We start from the raw sequence: 15,540 nt of genomic DNA, 5'->3' as shown, positions 1-15,540 counted from the left end.
GAACGTCTGTTAAGTCCGCGTAGCGGTCACTCAAACAGAGCCCAGCAAACGGCTGCTCTGAGCCCAGAGTTGACAGTCGTGCTATCCTCTTTTCGTTGTTAGAAAATGGATGGAGACTATGAAGATCGCGACTGTAGCGACAGGTGGAATTGGTGGCTATCTAGCTGTAAAATTGGGCTTGCGTGGGCATCAAATCGCGACCATTGCGCGCGGAGAGCATCTGGAGGCCATTTCCAAGACCGGTCTCAAACTTGAAACATCCAGCGGCACGCTCACCCACCACCCATGGATTGCGACGGATGATACATCCCAGGTCGGAGAGGTCGACGCGATCATCTTTGGGGTCAAGGGAGATGATCTGGAATCCGCTGCCGAGGTCTGCAAACCTCTGTTGGGAACCAATACTGTCGTCGTGCCATTCTTGAACGGCGTGGAGGCCTCCGACCGACTTGCGAAGATATTACCCGAGGCCAATGTCGCCAATGGAATGGCGCAGGTTTCTACAACCATCTCGACCCCAGGAGTGATAACACAAACCGGAGAGTTCAACCAATTTGTGTTTGCCGAACGCGACAGTCGCCCCTCGAACCGAGTTGCGGCACTCCAGCAGGCATTGACTGACGCGGGCGTTGCGGCGCCGGAAACAGATGATATCGAGTGCGAACTGTGGTCCAAATTTGTTCTCTTTTCAGCCGTATCAGGTGTTACCGCTGCAGCGCGCTGCACCATTGCCGACATCACAGGTATCCCAGAACTGGCTGCCGTCTTCCGGCAAGTTCTGAGTGAAACCGCAACATTGGGCCGTGCTTCTGGAGTTGCTCTGCCGGATGACATCGAAGCAAAGACATGGGAGCGGGTGCAAGCGCTTCCACCAACCATGCGGGCCTCTACCGCAGTTGATGTCGAACATGGTAGGCGGCTTGAGATCGAATGGATATCGGGTGCTGCAGCACGTTTGTCCGATAAATGGGGACAGGAGGCACCAATGAACAAAGCCCTCTATGCTTTGTTGCTGCCACATAAGGCCGGTCGATAAGGCATTGTGGCTTTCCGAGAGAGGGACCATGGTGGTGTCGCTTTTGCTCGCGGAGCGACGACTGGAACGACCTTGATGGAGTTACATCGCGGCCAAGGGCAGCTTTGTCCGCATAGCGGTCACTGATGCACTGCGCAGCGAACGTCTGCAGCGAGCCCACAGCGGCCAAATGTGATAACTTAAACTGTGTGTCCGTTGAACCAATACTAGCGGCGATATAGCGTGTCGAATTGTGGCTTATGCTGTGTCACAAGAATAGATCCGAACAGATTTTTGGGCCTTTACAATGCGGCACCCTCTTCTGAGTGGATCAGGTCACTTGGTGGACTTTTGCGATGATTGGCTGGAGGTTTCTCATGTTTGATTTTATCCAGCGAACCATCGAACTTATGCTTTGGACGCCGCCGGGGATCGAAGGTAAAGAGGCGCGGTTCTACATGTTCCACCGGCTTGGACCTTGGGTTGCGAGCTTTTCTCACGGTTCGTGGGCGCTCATTTTTGCCCTGAACGGCGTCACCACGATGGCGTACTACAACATCGCCGTGACGGTTTTGTTCGCCGTATACGGTTTTCTTTGGCGGCATCGCCAAGGCCCTATGTGGTATGTCCATCTCCTCTATTTCGGAGAAATACCGCTGCACGCTTTGCTTGGTACGCTCTATGCAGGTGTCGGAGCAATGTTTTGGCTCTTCCCGCTTGTGTCTGCCATTGTATGCCTAGTTACTCCGCAGTTTTCATGGGCACGCAAAGCAATGATCTGCACAGCACTCGTTGCTTTTGCCGTCTTTGTCGGTGTACTGGCAATCACATTGCAGCCTTGGGTAATTATGCCCGACGTGTCTATGATTTTCCTCTTTGCCTTGAACACTATCAGCGTAAGCTCGGCATTGGTCTTCTATCTTGGAATTAATCAGTATCTGGTTGAAACCGCAGAAGAAGGTATGAAGCGCGAATATGAACGAGCCGAGAAGTTGTTACACAATATTTTGCCGGCCCCAATTGCTTTGCGATTGAAAAATGGCGAGCGCGTTATTGCAAATGAACATCGAGAAGTATCGGTTATTTTCGCAGATATCGCGAACTTCACAGCTGCGAGTTCGCAACTTTCTGCAGCCGAACTTGTTGAGTCCCTGAATCTGATTTTCACTGAATTTGATAATTTGGCGGGCCGCTATGGCGCAGAAAAAATAAAAACGATTGGTGATGCCTACATGGTTGTTGTCGGGGTACCCGAAGACAAGCGCAACCATGCTGAAATCGCAATTGAGCTTGCGATGGAGATGCACAAGGCCGCGATCGCGATCAGTGCGCACACGCATTTCAATGTTAATTTGAGAGTTGGGGTGAATTCGGGGCCGGTTGTGGCCGGCGTCATTGGCAAGCGCAAGTTTGCATATGACCTTTGGGGTGATGCGGTAAATCTGGCGTCACGAATGGAAAGCCAAGGTGTGCCTGGCCAAATCATTGTCACGGAGAACACCGCCAAACTTTTGCCCGACCGTTTCACTGTGAAAGCAGAGGGCATTCGCGACATCAAGGGTAAGGGCGAAATCCCCATATTTAGCGTGCAAACCAATATCTGAACGATTTTAGATCTTGTAATGCAGATGCGGGTGTCGTTCAGGTTTTCCCAAGCGCAGGAAGATCAGTGTTGCTTAGCGAGTCCAGCTTTGTAATTGATCCGGACAGGTGGGACAGCTCCAAAGGTTGTCCTAGGAGAGACGATGAAAGCCCTCACGTCGATCCAGCACAAGCCGAACTCGGCGAAGCTCGGTCGAACCAACACGACGACATGGTGGAAGCGTCACGCGGGCCGGTCCGCATTCTGCGACGTTCCCTTGCAGCATTTGCTGCGTTCTTGGATCGACGCCTTTTGAACAACCAGCCGTAGCGAGCCTTTCACAAATAAGGCGTCCTTTGGGGGCGCAGCGTGAGCTCTGTCACGCAGGTGTTGTTGGGTAGCATTATCGCAGTCGAGATTAGCGTCGAAATTTCTTCAAGCTGAATCATTTTAGAGCGGTCTTTGCCTGCGTCGGACACGTTTGGAGTATTTACAAACCCGGGGTGCACAAGGGTGACGCGAACACCGTCTTCTCGGACGTCTTCGAATAGGGCCTTCGCGAAACCAGCTTGAGCGTGTCTGAGGGCGCAATGAATGGCGTGATTTTTCCAGCCAACCCAAGATGTCGGCCCGCAGATAAAAACAAATGCTCCCTCTGCTTCACGGACCGCAGGTAAGACATGCGCGGTAAGTCGGATGGTTGCCCGCAATACTTGGTCGATGGATGTGTCCCAATCTGCAAACCGATCAGTCGAGACAGCGCCATAGGTGAACTTGGCGGCGCAATGGACCATCGCATCCAATCGCTCAGTCTGTGTCGCCCAGTCTGCGAGAGCGGCCACAGAATTCATGTCGCCCATTTCTTCTGCAAACCATTCGCCCGTGCCACCGGCCGCCTCGACACTGGCAATCGTTTCTTGAAGCGCTTCCTCGCGCCGTCCATGCGCGAGTATTCGCCATCCTTTTGCAGCAAGATCGATAGCCGTCGCTCGGCCTATCCCGCTTGAAGCACCAGTAATCAAAGCAGTTTTAGCCATATCACCCCCCGGTTTGTTGTTGGAAGATTACCACAAACTGCTTACTACCCTAAGGACAGGCAAAGCAGACCCACTTGCGAACCTACCGAATGCGCGAACCGAGCCCGCAGCAGACAGTCCCAACCAAGTGTGCTAGTATGAATTCCTGAGGCATACATACATCCAAGAACCCGACCTTTGGGAGGATTGTGTATGATTATGCGTATCTTTCAGGTGACAACACGTCCCGGAAAAGAGGCTGAGTTTGGCCGCTTTTTTCATGAAACGGCTATTCCCCTAATGAATAGTACTCCGGGGATCGTGCGCGTTCTTCCGGGGGCCCCGAGAGAGGATTCCCCACGAGAATTCAGTTTTGTCATGGTATGGGAGAGCTTGGAGGCCCTTAGGGCCTTCGTGGGAGAAGACTACCAAAGCCCGCACATTGATCCAGCAAAAGCGGAGCTCGTCGAGTCTCGATCCATCAAACATTACGACCTGGTTGATAGTTAATCACCCAAAAGGATGATCGACATGTCAAAGGGTCAGAGAACATCGCAACCGGACCTCGTGCCTGATCCGCCCAACAAAACAGCTGACGCGTTAGAGGCTTTGGAAATCCGGCTGAAGGAAGCGCTGGATCGACAAGTGGCGACGGCCAAAATCCTGGACGTGGTAAACAGCTCTATTAGAGATCCCCAACCGGTTTTCAACTCCATTGTTGAAGCGGGTCAAACACTGTTTCCAAAATCGACAATCAGCATCGGATTGAGGGAAGGAAACAAACTGATTTTGGGCGCAATCTCCGGCCCAGAACCAGCTGGTGTCGAGGCTTGGCGGCGCCGCTTTCCAGCTCCTCTTCATCCAGAGACTATCCACGGCCACGTCATTTTGAATGGCAAGGCGATTGATTTGCCAGACGTCGCGGCGGCACAAGATCAGTTTCGAATTGGTGCTGGCAACTTCCTTGCGTCTGGAGCGCGGGCCGTAACGATGGTCCCAATTTCTCAAGGTGGGCAGACCGTTGGAGCTCTTGCCGTGTTGCGGCATTCGATCGGTAAGCTGCAAACAGAGCAATTCGATATTCTCAAGACGTTTGCAGCGCAGGCAAATATCGCTTTGGATAACTTGTATTTGCTGAACCAAATGCGTGAATCGAACAAGACCCTGGAGAACGTATCCAAACAGCTTGCCAAGTACATGCCGCCTCAACTTTATCGGTCAATTATAGCCGGTAACCAGCAAGCGGCTATCGAGAGTCGCCGCCGCAAACTCACGATATTCTTCTCCGACATTGTCGATTTTTCCGAGATTACTGATCAGCTTGAAGCAGAGGAACTGACCTCGTTACTGAACGAGTATCTGTCGGAAATGTCCAAGATCGCCCAGAGACACGGCGCATATTTCGACAAGTTCATTGGGGATGCGATGATGCTGTATTTTGGCGAACCCGAAAGTCTGGGCGCAAAGGAAGATGCAGCCGCTTGCGTTCGGATGGCGATCGACATGCAACGCGCCTTGAACGACCTACAAACTGGATGGCGGCGCAAAGGCTTGATTGATCGACCATTTCAGGCCCGCATAGGCATCAACACGGGCTACTGCACAATAGGCAATTTCGGTTCCAATGATCGGATGGATTACACTGCAATTGGGCGAGAAGTAAATCTTGCTGCAAGGCTTGAGGCTGAATGCGATCCTGGAGGCATATTGCTGGCAGCAGAAACCTATTCTTTGGTGAAAGATTGGCTCTCGGTTGAAGAGCGTGAGCCGGTTCAGGTGAAAGGATTTCAAAACCCGATTCGCACGTACGCGGCAACAGCAACCTACGAAGCCGCTGCGCGAGAGAGCCCGATCATCCACGAGGAGGATGAGGGCTATTCCCTCACTGTGGACAAGGATCGCATAAGCGCGGAAGCCATCCGTCGTCTAAAGTCCGTTATTTCTGATTTAGGCGACTAAACATCAAACGGATGTCATCCAGAAATGTTTGACCAGACCGTACAACCACCAAATGGACAGTGGTCTAAACTGGCAAGCGCGCGTGAAGTTCAATTGGGGCAATCAAACCACGTTCGATGTTCCGAACCATGTGTTGAACCTTAAGTGCAGTGTCTTCGCCCATGATCAGATGAAGACCCAAAGGTGGAGGGCCATCTGAACGGCTTTGCGCGGCTGCCAGATCCGCAAAGAACTGTTTAGCGAATGCAGTGCGGTCGATCCGGTCACTCACCTCAAAACCAACGGACTTCAAAGCAGCCTCATATGTATCAGGCGGAGCAAGCGCACTTTGATCTGAAGAAGACGCCCAAGGCGCAGGATAGTCCATTTCCCCCTCTCCCACTTGCATCACATCGTAGATTGCAAAGATGCCTCCCGGCTTGAGAACCCGTTTTGCCTCACGCGCTATGCCGGATTTGTCCGCGATGTTCATGCCAACATGGATCATATATGCGACGTCCATTGACGCGGCTTCTAACGGTAACTCGAGCACGCTGCCTTCGATGAGTTGCACCCGATCAGACAAACCTGTCCATTCTGTAAGAGCGCGTCCTGTTTCTACAAACTCAGCGGTCAAATCGACGCCAGTTACATGCGCCCCGGTAGCCGCAGCGACATAGCGCGCCGGACCACCGAGACCGCATCCAAAATCGACAACCCGGCTTTCGGACGAAAGGCCGAGAGCCTTCACAAACGGTTCGGTCGCGAGGCGTCCGCCAATGTGAAACTCGTCAACCGGGGTCAAAGCGTCGTGGGAAATTGGCGGCGTCAAGTCCAGTGCTGCGCAACCATCGGAAATCCGCTTGAGCAAGTGACCAGAATGGTAATGATGTGCGACTTCATTGGGATTGGTCATTTCGAAGCCTCCCTAATCAATCCCAATAGACTACACGGAGTAGTTCCGAATGTCAGGTTTGTCCGCTCAGCGGTCATAGCCCGAATTTTTCAAACGTCTTCGGTTTACAATAGCTGCGATTGAGGTTGGGGCGTTTTAAAAGGTCCTGACCCTAGAACAATCGTAGGGGCTGGCTGAGGGGGTTCGGGCCAGCCCCTATCTTCATCACGAGGGGGTAAGTTGATAATGTGATCCCACACTACTCAATCGGCGCCTTGCCTAAAATTGGGGGATTCCCGTAATACGGCAAGCTCAGTCGAAATAGTCTGTTTCCAAAGTGCGAACAGTAAGTTTCAGAACGAGCCGTGGACACAACTTTGCCACAATGCGATCCTCTTCCCGTGGGCGGCACGTGAAGATTTTTGGGTGATCCGGTCTTTCTAGCCGGATTTTAGGGGGTTGTTGAGTTCGGCGTGTCGCCCCACGAGCTTTTCATTATCTGTTCGAAGATTGAATTGCGATTTTTGAATGTCAGAAGGCTACCGCACTTTTCATCCCATGGGCGCAATTTGAACAAACGGCAAATCTATCAGAGTGAGGCGGCGCGCCTTGATGGGGATTTACGATTTTAATGAGGGGGTACGAGTTCGGCGCGTCGCAGTTCTCGCAACAATGGGCTAGCGGCCAAATAACTCCTGCCTCTGCGCGGGGCTTTTTTGCGATAATGTCTCACAAATTCAATACACGGGTGATGGTGGGCATGCGTTTTGATTAAAACAGACGGTCGAGTTTTCGCTGATTAGCTTCATGCTCAAGCATGTGCCGCACAAGGTTTGGTCGATTTAACCATAGGATTTCTTACACCTTGTCCAGTAGACCGTTAGTCGATTGGGAGATTCCGCTTGCTATCTAAATCTGAACAGCAATCTGTTCGTCATTTAACCAAACCGCACTAACGGTCTAACCGGACGACTCAAATCGTGCCAATCAGCGCAGCGCGGAGCGAAATCCGACGTATTTGGAAAACTACGAACTGTAAGGACAAATTCTTACGCGGGAAGGTGCCGTTGACTAGGCGGATACTGCCTTTCCCGTTTGATCGAGCGCGAAGTGCAGAACCCTCTTCAACATTATCATTTGTTCATGCGAGGCATGGCTCTCTTTCTAACTGTGGCTACCCTCACAAAATTCGAAACCTTCTCGCCAGAAATCATGACCTATGCGTATTCGATCTGCCAATCCTTTGTGGAAGCGCAAGGCCCGCTACAAGCGGCGACTGCTGCCCGCAGCATAACCGCAATTTCGAGAAGATCTGCTGCCGATCGAAGCGGCACAGGGCCCAGGAATAGCCGCAAGAAAGAGCATGACTTAAGTGCAAAGTCATCTCTTCCTACTAACCAACCGACGGCAAACCATCTAACCGGGAAACAGGTTTCTTAGTACAGCGGTTGTCATATTGGGACAGCTACTCCTGATCAAATTGGCATGCGCCTCTCCGCCATCTCTGCGTACCATGTACTGCCTGCCGGGATTATGTCGTCGTTGAATTCGTAGGCCGGGTTGTGCAGGGCAGCGCTGTCACCATTGCCGATGAAGAGATAAGCTCCGGGCCGTTCGGCCAGCATTTCAGAGAAATCCTCGCCGGGCATGACCGGGTCGAATTCACGGATAACATCGCCGGAAATTGCCTGTGCCACCTTAGCAGCGCGCGCAGCGGCCTCTGGGTTGTTGATGGTGGGTGGCACGCGTGAAGTGTAATCTAGATGTGCTTTTGCACCGTTTGCCTGCGCCGTCAGTTCGGCAAGCTCGCCTAGGCGTTTTTGCACGATCTCATGTACATCAGCATCGAAATAGCGCACCGTACCACGCAATTTTATCTCGTCCGGGATAACGTTGAAGGTATTGCTGTCACTGCGCAGTCCACAGGTGGAAACAACAACGGATTTTAGCGGGTCGATGTTGCGTGCCGCGATGGTCTGTAGCGCGGTAATCACCTGCGCAGCAGCCACCGTTGTATCCACCGCCATATGAGGTAGCGCTGCGTGGCCTCCCTTGCCTTTGATTGTGAGTTCGAAAAACGCAGTAGCGGCCATTTGCGGTCCGTCGCGCACTGCAAACTGACCAGCTGGAATGCCCGGCCAATTATGCATCCCATAAATTTCCTGAATGCCCCAACGGTCCATCAATCCATCGTCAAGCATCGCGCGCGCGCCACCGCTACCTTCCTCAGCGGGCTGGAATATCAGCACTACGGTACCGTTGAAATTGCGCGTTTCGGCTAGGTATTTCGCAGCACCAAGCAGCATTGCAGTATGTCCGTCATGACCGCATGCGTGCATAACGCCAGGATTAGTCGAGGCGTACGATAAACCTGTGGTTTCCGGAATTGGCAATGCGTCCATGTCCGCTCGAAACCCAATCGCCTTGCCTGATGCCTGCGTTCGACCGTGAATCACGCCCACGACCCCGGTCCGGCCGACGCCAGAGACCACATCATTGCAGCCAAACTCTGTGAGCAATTTGACCACCTTTGCAGCAGTTCGATGTTCTTCGAACCGCAGTTCGGGATGAGCATGAATGTCCCGCCGCCATTCAGTGATCTCGGCATGCAGTTCGGCAAATCTGTTGCGGGCGGGCATGAGGTGCATCTCCTACTTCGTTCGGTCAGGACTATGGCTACAGGCCGGCACGCCCGCAACGAAATACGCCAAACTCGCCATCTGAGACTCCGCCTTATAGCAAGAGCAGCCTTCTGTTCTGTTCGCCTACACGGCTAGAGTTTCGAAGCCACGTAAACAACGGCATTGTCCGCATTGCAGACATTGGGCGTTATTAACTGAATGTCCGCATCGAGCCCAGAGCGGCCGCACTCGTTAAAGCCATTTGGTTTGACAACGCCCCTATGACCAGTAAGTCTCGAAGAGTTGAGACCCGCCATTCTGCGAGACCCAAAATTGGCATCCTGAGAGTATTTGGGGAGAAACAGAAACAACATGTCACGCCGTTTTGCGTTCATTCAGGCAGCCGATCTGGTGGATTACTCATTAATGATGGCGCAGGACGAAAGCGCTGCAATCGACTTGGTCCATGAATTGCGTGACAAACTCTTCGAGCCAATTGTCGCAAAGCATGAAGGTGAAGTTCTAAAACGGATGGGTGACGGCTGGATTGTGGCCTATCCAAATGCCGCGTCGACCGTTCTTGCGGCTCTGGAAGTGCAGAGCGGCCTTGCGGAACACCCGAACACTCGACTGCGCATGGGCATCCATATGGGTGATATCGTAAAAGATGAAACCGACTTGTACGGAACAGGCATAAACATTGCTTGTCGTCTGCAGACCGAGGCGCCGCCTGGGGGCGTTCTAATTTCCGCCGATGTCTACAATCAGCTATCAGAAAAACAATGCGCGGGTTTCTCGGATGCGGGCAGTTTCAAGCTAAAGAATATCCCTCGCCCAATTCAGTGCTTCCAGTGGCGGCCAGATAAATTAACCGTCAGCAGCCGCTCCAACGAGGTGCCTACTATAGGAGTTGAAAGGCTTGTTGCCGCACCGCCTGACGAAGAAACCAAGGCTGCCGCTGAGGATTTGCACGAGCAGATTGTCTACGGATTGTCCCGGCGTACGGGGATCAAGGTGCGCGACATGTCCATCGGCACGACAGGAAGAACAACTTACAACCTTCGCGGCAGGTTCCGCCGGTCGGGTAACCGGGCAAGGGTCAATCTCTCGCTGGTGCTTCTTGACGACGCCGCAACGGTTTGGGCAGATGTTTTTGAGGATGAAGCCACTGATCTTTTTGCATTCACGGATGAAGTGGCTGGGGAAGTTGACGCAAAGTTGCGGTTGTTCGTCAACTCACTGGACAACAACCGTATTGGTGAAATCCCAGATGAAAATCTAAGCGTTTCAGAACTGCGCACCCGTGCGGCAGGCCTCTTTTATGAATGCACGATACCGGATCTTGAACGGTGCGTATCTGTGATGGACCGCGCCAGACGCCTGAGCCCTAGGGACGGTATGAGCCAATGTATGTGGGCCATTGGAGTGCTCCAGCGATACAAAGTGAGGTTCGAAGCTGTTGAAGGCGAAACTTTGGACGAGCTTTCGCGTGCGCTTGATCTTGCCGTCGAGTTATTGCCGCAAAGCGACTTCGCGTTCTTTGCAAGATGCATGTTTCGAAGCCTGACCGAGCGTGACCCCACTAAAGTGATGTCAGACGCGAAGGCGTGTTACAATCTCAGTCCGAATTATCCGCAAGCGCATATAGGGCTGGGTTACGCATATACTCTGGCTCAAGAGTATCAGAAAGCAGCCGCCGCAATACGTAAGGGTACCGAACTTCGAAATGACCCGTTCTGGACGTACCGCAGACTGCAAATGGCTGTAGCAGAGTATTGTGGTGCGGATTACGAAGAAGCAGTATCCACTCTGCGCGAGATGATTGACCTCAAGCCAAGCGTTCGAGGCTTTCGTAAGCTGCTTATCCTATCGCTTTGGCAACTCGGACACCACGATGAAGCCCGAAAAGAAAAAGCTTTGGCGGCTCAACTAGAAGACGGTGAGAACTTTTTCGTCCAAGAACCAATACTGCCTGACACTCACTTGTGGTTAAGAGAAGCGTTGGCCCCTGGTTCTGGTGATGTGCTGCGGTTTGTTGAATGACAGCTTAGTTCGCAAAGCGGTCACTGCCATGTTTTCCGCCCACGTCTGCCCTAGTCAAAGCAGCCGTTGACGCTGGAACCTCTTCAAACGCCCAGAGCCCTCGCATTTCAGACGAAGCTAACTGGCTTCAGATAAGGGCCGATGCATAGTTTGCTGCAGAAGCACTATAAAGGGCGTAGGCAATCAAAACTAAAAGAACGAAAACTGGTCCAGCTATTTCAAAGAAAGCTCGTACAGGTGTTTGAGAGCTTTTCCCAACTGAGACATATTGGGAGAGATTACTTTCTGTTTGGAATAGCTTCCATTTACTCAGGTTTACCATATTCAACTCGCACAAAAACAACGGTTAAAAATTAGCACTCGTAGCCCTGATCGCATAAGGATATCGTGTTTTTCAGAGATTGTACGGCCCAGATGGCAAGATGAGTGCACATTCACGATCCAACAACACGCATTGTTAACCTTTGCGGGAATGTTTGGTGTTTTTAGACCATTTGGGACACCACTCCTCAAACTTCCAAACTTAGGAAAGACTTGTCGCGATCTGGACAATTGGAGCGTACTTTCACTCAAACCGTCTGCTTTGTCCGCAACCCGGTCATAGCCGTGTTTTCTACCAGTGTCTGCTCTGGATCAAAGCAGCCGTTTACGCTCCGACCTGTTAATAGGTCCAGAGCCTAATAGTCTCAGCTCCGGCTCACCTTTATTGTCGTCCTCTGTCGAATGCGGATAGAAGCATGCCCAAACTGCCCGTTAACGAGCCTTCGACGCACTCCCGGTGGCTCTAGATGGCGATACTTACCACGAGAAAACTCCGGCAAATCTAAAGCCAGTCCTTGTTTAATTAACTCTGCACCAATGTCTCGACCGTCTGGTAAATAGCATGTTCCCACAAGTCGGTCGTAAGACCTTTCACCATCAAGTTCTGCGGTAATGGTCTGCCCCTTACAAATTTCGACCATCGCCCATTTGGACTTTTGGCCGTAAGGCATGTCCAATTCCGGAGCATCGATTCCAGCCAAACGAATTTTTGTTCCATTTATTCGGATAGTGTCTCCATCTATCACATAAGCACGCCCTTGCAGCATCATGCTCTTTGGCATTGCTGGTATTGGGTATGCTGGCTTGTGGATGCGGCGTCTATTGTTGGGTCGAACAACTGGCTTCAGCGTTGATCGCCGATTGTTAGGTCGAACTACCGGCTTTAGGGAGGTTCTTCTCCGACGAGAGCGACCTACCGCACGGCCTATGGAGCGACCTATAGAGCGGCTTGAGCCAGTGACCTTAATCAAAAGTCCGCCAAATACAACGGCCAAGAAAACTAGTTCCATTGTTCCCAAAACCCTTCCACGAAGCGGATGATGTATGTTGTTCAAATAGGGTGTTTTGGGGTCGAATTGCTTTCGAATCACGGCCAATAGTTTTTTAATTTCCGCCAAATTAATAATATACAGATCAATTGCTTAGCTAATCTCGGAAGTTTTAATCCGAATTGAGGTTCGTACCGTGGTACATCAACATCCAAGGTACTCAACCAAGTCATGGATACTGGCTTTGATGTTCGGTTCGCCCAGAGAAAAAACACCCGCTGAACTGAGGCGGGGTACCGGCTATTGATCCAACCAGCGAAACGACCCGTAACACTTATGCCCCATTTAGTCTGGGCAGTCCCATGGTCAGACTAAATCCCCGCGTTGCCTATCATCCCAGATTAAGGTGACGCGGGGAACTTTGATCCAAACCGCGATCCTAGGCGTAATCTAGGTACCCCGAAACTAACGCCCGCTTTGTTCAATTGGTTTCCCTCCGAACAATGCGGGTTTTTTTGGGGATGAGGGGGTAACGAGTTTTCCGTCACCAGTGGCCGACCGGACCTTTCAATTCTGGTTCGGTCGGTAATGAGTCGTTCGGTGCTGAACGTCGCGCTTATTGAATCAAATGAAGAGCCACGGCACAGTTATTTAGGGTTGAAGGTTTGCTTGCGAAACTCGCGTTCAGCGCCTATCGTCACATTCTTATTCTGCAATAATATTATGGGAGAGATTCTATGAAATCGCTGACCAAGACTTTTGTTGTGGCTGCTGTTCTTGCATGTGGAGCAACAATCGGACATGCCAAAGACAAGAACATTCTGCCGAAAGACAATGCGGAATTTGAAAACTATGGCGAGGAATCTGGCTGGAACATCTTTGTGGACAAGAGCCGAAATACTTGCCTGATTGAAAGGGTGGATGAGAATACCAACGTTGTGCAAATGGGTCTAACGCCAGACAAGGATTTCGGCTACATGGGTGTTTTCACCAAGGCTGACATCGAGTTTAAGGATGACAAGGTAGAGCTGCTCATGGACAATAAATTGTACTATGGCGATACAACAGCAGCGCCGCCCAATTTGGCAGACGGGTACAAAGGCGGTTATCTCCTTGCTAACAATCCTGACTTCGTCACAGACGTGATGGAACGCGAAACGATGATTGTGATGCCGGAGTCCAACTTTGCCTTCGAAATTAGTCTTGCTGGCACAAAAAAGGCGATAGAAGCGGCGCGTGCATGCAACGCTTCTCTGACAAACTGATCATTCGAATTTTCTAAAGGCTGCTCAAGTTTTGGGTGGCCTTTTTTTGTTCGTTAGTGATGACAAAAAATTTGCGTCCCGACCTGCAGTATTTCAGACTGCCTTCACCACTATCCTCGTCAGCAGCCTAACGGTGACCGACCGGTCCTTTTAATTCTGGTTCGGTGGGCAATGCATGATCTGGTGGTTCTACCCCATGCTTTTCCAGCCATTCCAGCATTTCACCCCATTGGGTTTGGATGCTTGGTGCGCTGCGATACTCACGTAACTGTTCCAGCCGACATTTAAGATCATACGGAATCGTTCGGGGCCATTTGCGCATGAATTTGTTCTACTATTGTTCTCACCCCTGTCAACGGAAGTTTGACAGTGGGTGGGTGAGTCGTCGGTCAAACTAGCCCATATTGCCCATATTGCGGACGATACCGCACCCCGATCGCACCCCCGAGGGGCGCACCCCTCACAGGACAAGCCGAGACGGCTCGTAACCATATGAATTTTATTGAGATTTTGGTGGAGCCTAGGGGAGTCGAACCCCTGACCTCTTGCATGCCATGCAAGCGCTCTCCCAACTGAGCTAAGGCCCCATCATGGTACCGTCGATGCGGTGAGCGGACGTTTAGGAGACAGTGACGGCAAGTGCAAGTCCAAAATTGGATTTGAGCGTGAATTTCCGCCCCGCCTTCAGGTCAAATGAAAAAGGCGACCCTTGGGGCCGCCTTCTGCTTGATCAGTTGTCGTCTTCCGAGGACATGTCGGTAATGTCGTCCAAAGAAACGTCATCATTGTTGTCGTCATCGTCGTCCAGCAGATCGTCATCCAATTCGACGTCAACATTATCGTCATCGTCCAGAACCAGATCCTCTTCTGACGCCTTTTCACGCGCCTTGACCGAAGCTGCATCTTCCGCATCCGCCGCGATCATGCGGCTTTTGGATGTTTCAAGCTCCACGATCTCGCCGGTGTAGGGGCTGATGATCGGGTCCTTGTTCAGGTCGTAGAACCGCTTACCGGTTGTCGGGCAAACGCGCTTTACGCCCCATTCTTCCTTGGGCATGTCAAATCCCCTTGATATCAGGTGAGTCGTCTAAATGATTCAGCTCACCTGCCACAGGCAGAGGGCACTGTCAAAGTCTTTGCGCAAGAGAGGTCGCGATATGGGAGAGCACGCATTGCCAGGGACGCCGCCGGTGCCGCTGAGGCTGCGCAAATCAGCCCGGGCACGGCGTATCAGTTTGCGAATTTCTCAGTTGGATGGGCGGGTTACGTTGACGTACCCAATTGGTGTGCCAGAGACCGAGGCCCTGAACTTTGCGCGCACGAAAGAAGAATGGATTCGGCAGCATCTTGAGGACCGGCCGGATATGGCCAAGGTTCAGTTTGGGCAAACGATTCCAATTGAAGGCGTTGATCGGCGAATCGTGCCTGCTGTTGGCCGGCGGGTTTTGCTGCAAGCAAACGAGGTCGCGGTTCCAGAGGGCGCAGAGGCGCGGCGGTTGGCGCGATTTCTTAAGGAATTGGCGCGGGACCGGCTAACCGGGGCGTGCGACGACTATGCGGCTATGCTGGGACGGCCTTATTCGACGCTGAGTCTGCGAGATACGCGGTCTCGTTGGGGTTCGTGCAGCTCGCATGGTGGGCTGATGTTCTCGTGGCGACTGATCCTGGCGCCACCTGAGGTATTGCACTATGTGGCGGCTCATGAGGTGGCGCATCTTGCCGAAATGAACCATTCGCCTGCGTTCTGGGCGCAGGTCGAGAAGATCTTTGGTCCCTATCAACACCCTCGCCGCTGGTTGCGCGACAACGGGGCGGAGCTGCATCGCTTTAGATTTGATGATAAGCCGAGTTGACC

The 15,540-nt window shown here is 52.1% G+C and carries 13 protein-coding genes and 1 tRNA gene; 8 read left to right on the top strand and 6 right to left on the bottom strand.

Going from position 1 to position 15,540, the window contains the following annotated elements; all coding sequences use genetic code 11:
- Positions 1-118: 118 nt before the first annotated feature.
- From GOV89_RS13120 to GOV89_RS13110, 3 genes are all read left to right on the top strand, one after another.
- Positions 119-1,036, top strand: coding sequence for a ketopantoate reductase family protein (locus GOV89_RS13120; protein WP_171181278.1), 918 nt, complete (start codon positions 119-121; stop codon positions 1,034-1,036).
- A gap of 356 nt (positions 1,037-1,392) precedes the next feature.
- Positions 1,393-2,619, top strand: coding sequence for an adenylate/guanylate cyclase domain-containing protein (locus GOV89_RS13115; RefSeq protein ID WP_170485058.1), 1,227 nt, complete (start codon positions 1,393-1,395; stop codon positions 2,617-2,619).
- A gap of 141 nt (positions 2,620-2,760) precedes the next feature.
- A complete protein-coding gene (locus GOV89_RS13110; RefSeq protein WP_170485056.1) occupies positions 2,761-2,913 on the top strand; it encodes a hypothetical protein in 153 nt (50 codons plus the stop codon).
- A 22-nt stretch (positions 2,914-2,935) separates the two neighbouring features.
- Here the strand turns inward: GOV89_RS13110 and GOV89_RS13105 are convergent, their stop codons facing one another.
- On the bottom strand, positions 2,936-3,634 hold the full coding sequence (locus GOV89_RS13105) for an SDR family oxidoreductase (protein ID WP_170485055.1): 699 nt from the start codon (positions 3,632-3,634) through the stop codon (positions 2,936-2,938).
- Positions 3,635-3,826: 192 nt separating this feature from the next.
- Between GOV89_RS13105 and GOV89_RS13100 the strand changes: the two genes are divergently transcribed.
- Both GOV89_RS13100 and GOV89_RS13095 read left to right on the top strand, forming a co-directional pair.
- A complete protein-coding gene (locus tag GOV89_RS13100; protein WP_170485053.1) occupies positions 3,827-4,123 on the top strand; it encodes an antibiotic biosynthesis monooxygenase in 297 nt (98 codons plus the stop codon).
- 21 nt (positions 4,124-4,144) lie between these two features.
- Positions 4,145-5,572, top strand: a complete 1,428-nt coding sequence (locus tag GOV89_RS13095) for an adenylate/guanylate cyclase domain-containing protein (protein WP_170485051.1) — start codon at positions 4,145-4,147, stop codon at positions 5,570-5,572.
- A gap of 64 nt (positions 5,573-5,636) precedes the next feature.
- On the opposite strand, the gene GOV89_RS13090 is transcribed toward GOV89_RS13095, so the two are convergent.
- Positions 5,637-6,467: a class I SAM-dependent methyltransferase gene (locus GOV89_RS13090; protein WP_171238366.1), complete on the bottom strand. Its 831-nt coding sequence runs from the start codon at positions 6,465-6,467 to the stop codon at positions 5,637-5,639.
- Between the two features lie 1,454 nt (positions 6,468-7,921).
- Positions 7,922-9,085, bottom strand: a complete 1,164-nt coding sequence (locus GOV89_RS13085; protein ID WP_170485048.1) for a M20 aminoacylase family protein — start codon at positions 9,083-9,085, stop codon at positions 7,922-7,924.
- 354 nt (positions 9,086-9,439) lie between these two features.
- Here GOV89_RS13085 and GOV89_RS13080 point away from each other — a divergent pair, with 354 nt between their 5' ends.
- Positions 9,440-11,110 carry an adenylate/guanylate cyclase domain-containing protein gene (locus tag GOV89_RS13080; protein ID WP_170756998.1) on the top strand — a complete coding sequence of 557 codons (1,671 nt, stop codon included), beginning with the start codon at positions 9,440-9,442 and terminating at the stop codon, positions 11,108-11,110.
- Positions 11,111-11,796: 686 nt separating this feature from the next.
- Here the strand turns inward: GOV89_RS13080 and GOV89_RS13075 are convergent.
- The gene (locus GOV89_RS13075) at positions 11,797-12,213 is read right to left on the bottom strand and encodes a thermonuclease family protein (RefSeq protein WP_171238365.1); all 417 of its coding nucleotides are present in this window, start codon (positions 12,211-12,213) and stop codon (positions 11,797-11,799) included.
- Between the two features lie 944 nt (positions 12,214-13,157).
- Here GOV89_RS13075 and GOV89_RS13070 point away from each other — a divergent pair.
- A complete protein-coding gene (locus GOV89_RS13070; protein WP_171181288.1) occupies positions 13,158-13,685 on the top strand; it encodes a hypothetical protein in 528 nt (175 codons plus the stop codon).
- A gap of 511 nt (positions 13,686-14,196) precedes the next feature.
- Here GOV89_RS13070 and GOV89_RS13065 read toward each other — a convergent pair.
- A tRNA-Ala gene (locus GOV89_RS13065) sits at positions 14,197-14,272 on the bottom strand.
- 143 nt (positions 14,273-14,415) lie between these two features.
- Entirely contained in the window at positions 14,416-14,742 is a 327-nt protein-coding gene (locus GOV89_RS13060; RefSeq protein WP_171181290.1) for a TIGR02300 family protein, read from the bottom strand.
- A 100-nt stretch (positions 14,743-14,842) separates the two neighbouring features.
- Between GOV89_RS13060 and GOV89_RS13055 the strand changes: the two genes are divergently transcribed.
- Positions 14,843-15,538 (top strand): M48 family metallopeptidase, encoded by a 696-nt coding sequence (locus GOV89_RS13055; protein ID WP_245223304.1) that lies wholly within the window; start codon positions 14,843-14,845, stop codon positions 15,536-15,538.
- Positions 15,539-15,540: the final 2 nt, after the last annotated feature.

This window comes from Ruegeria sp. HKCCA5763, assembly GCF_013034545.1.
In the GTDB taxonomy this organism is placed as follows: Bacteria; Pseudomonadota; Alphaproteobacteria; order Rhodobacterales; family Rhodobacteraceae; genus Ruegeria.
Note: the sequence above shows the minus strand (reverse complement) of the source record. Positions and strands in the feature narration are given on the sequence as shown.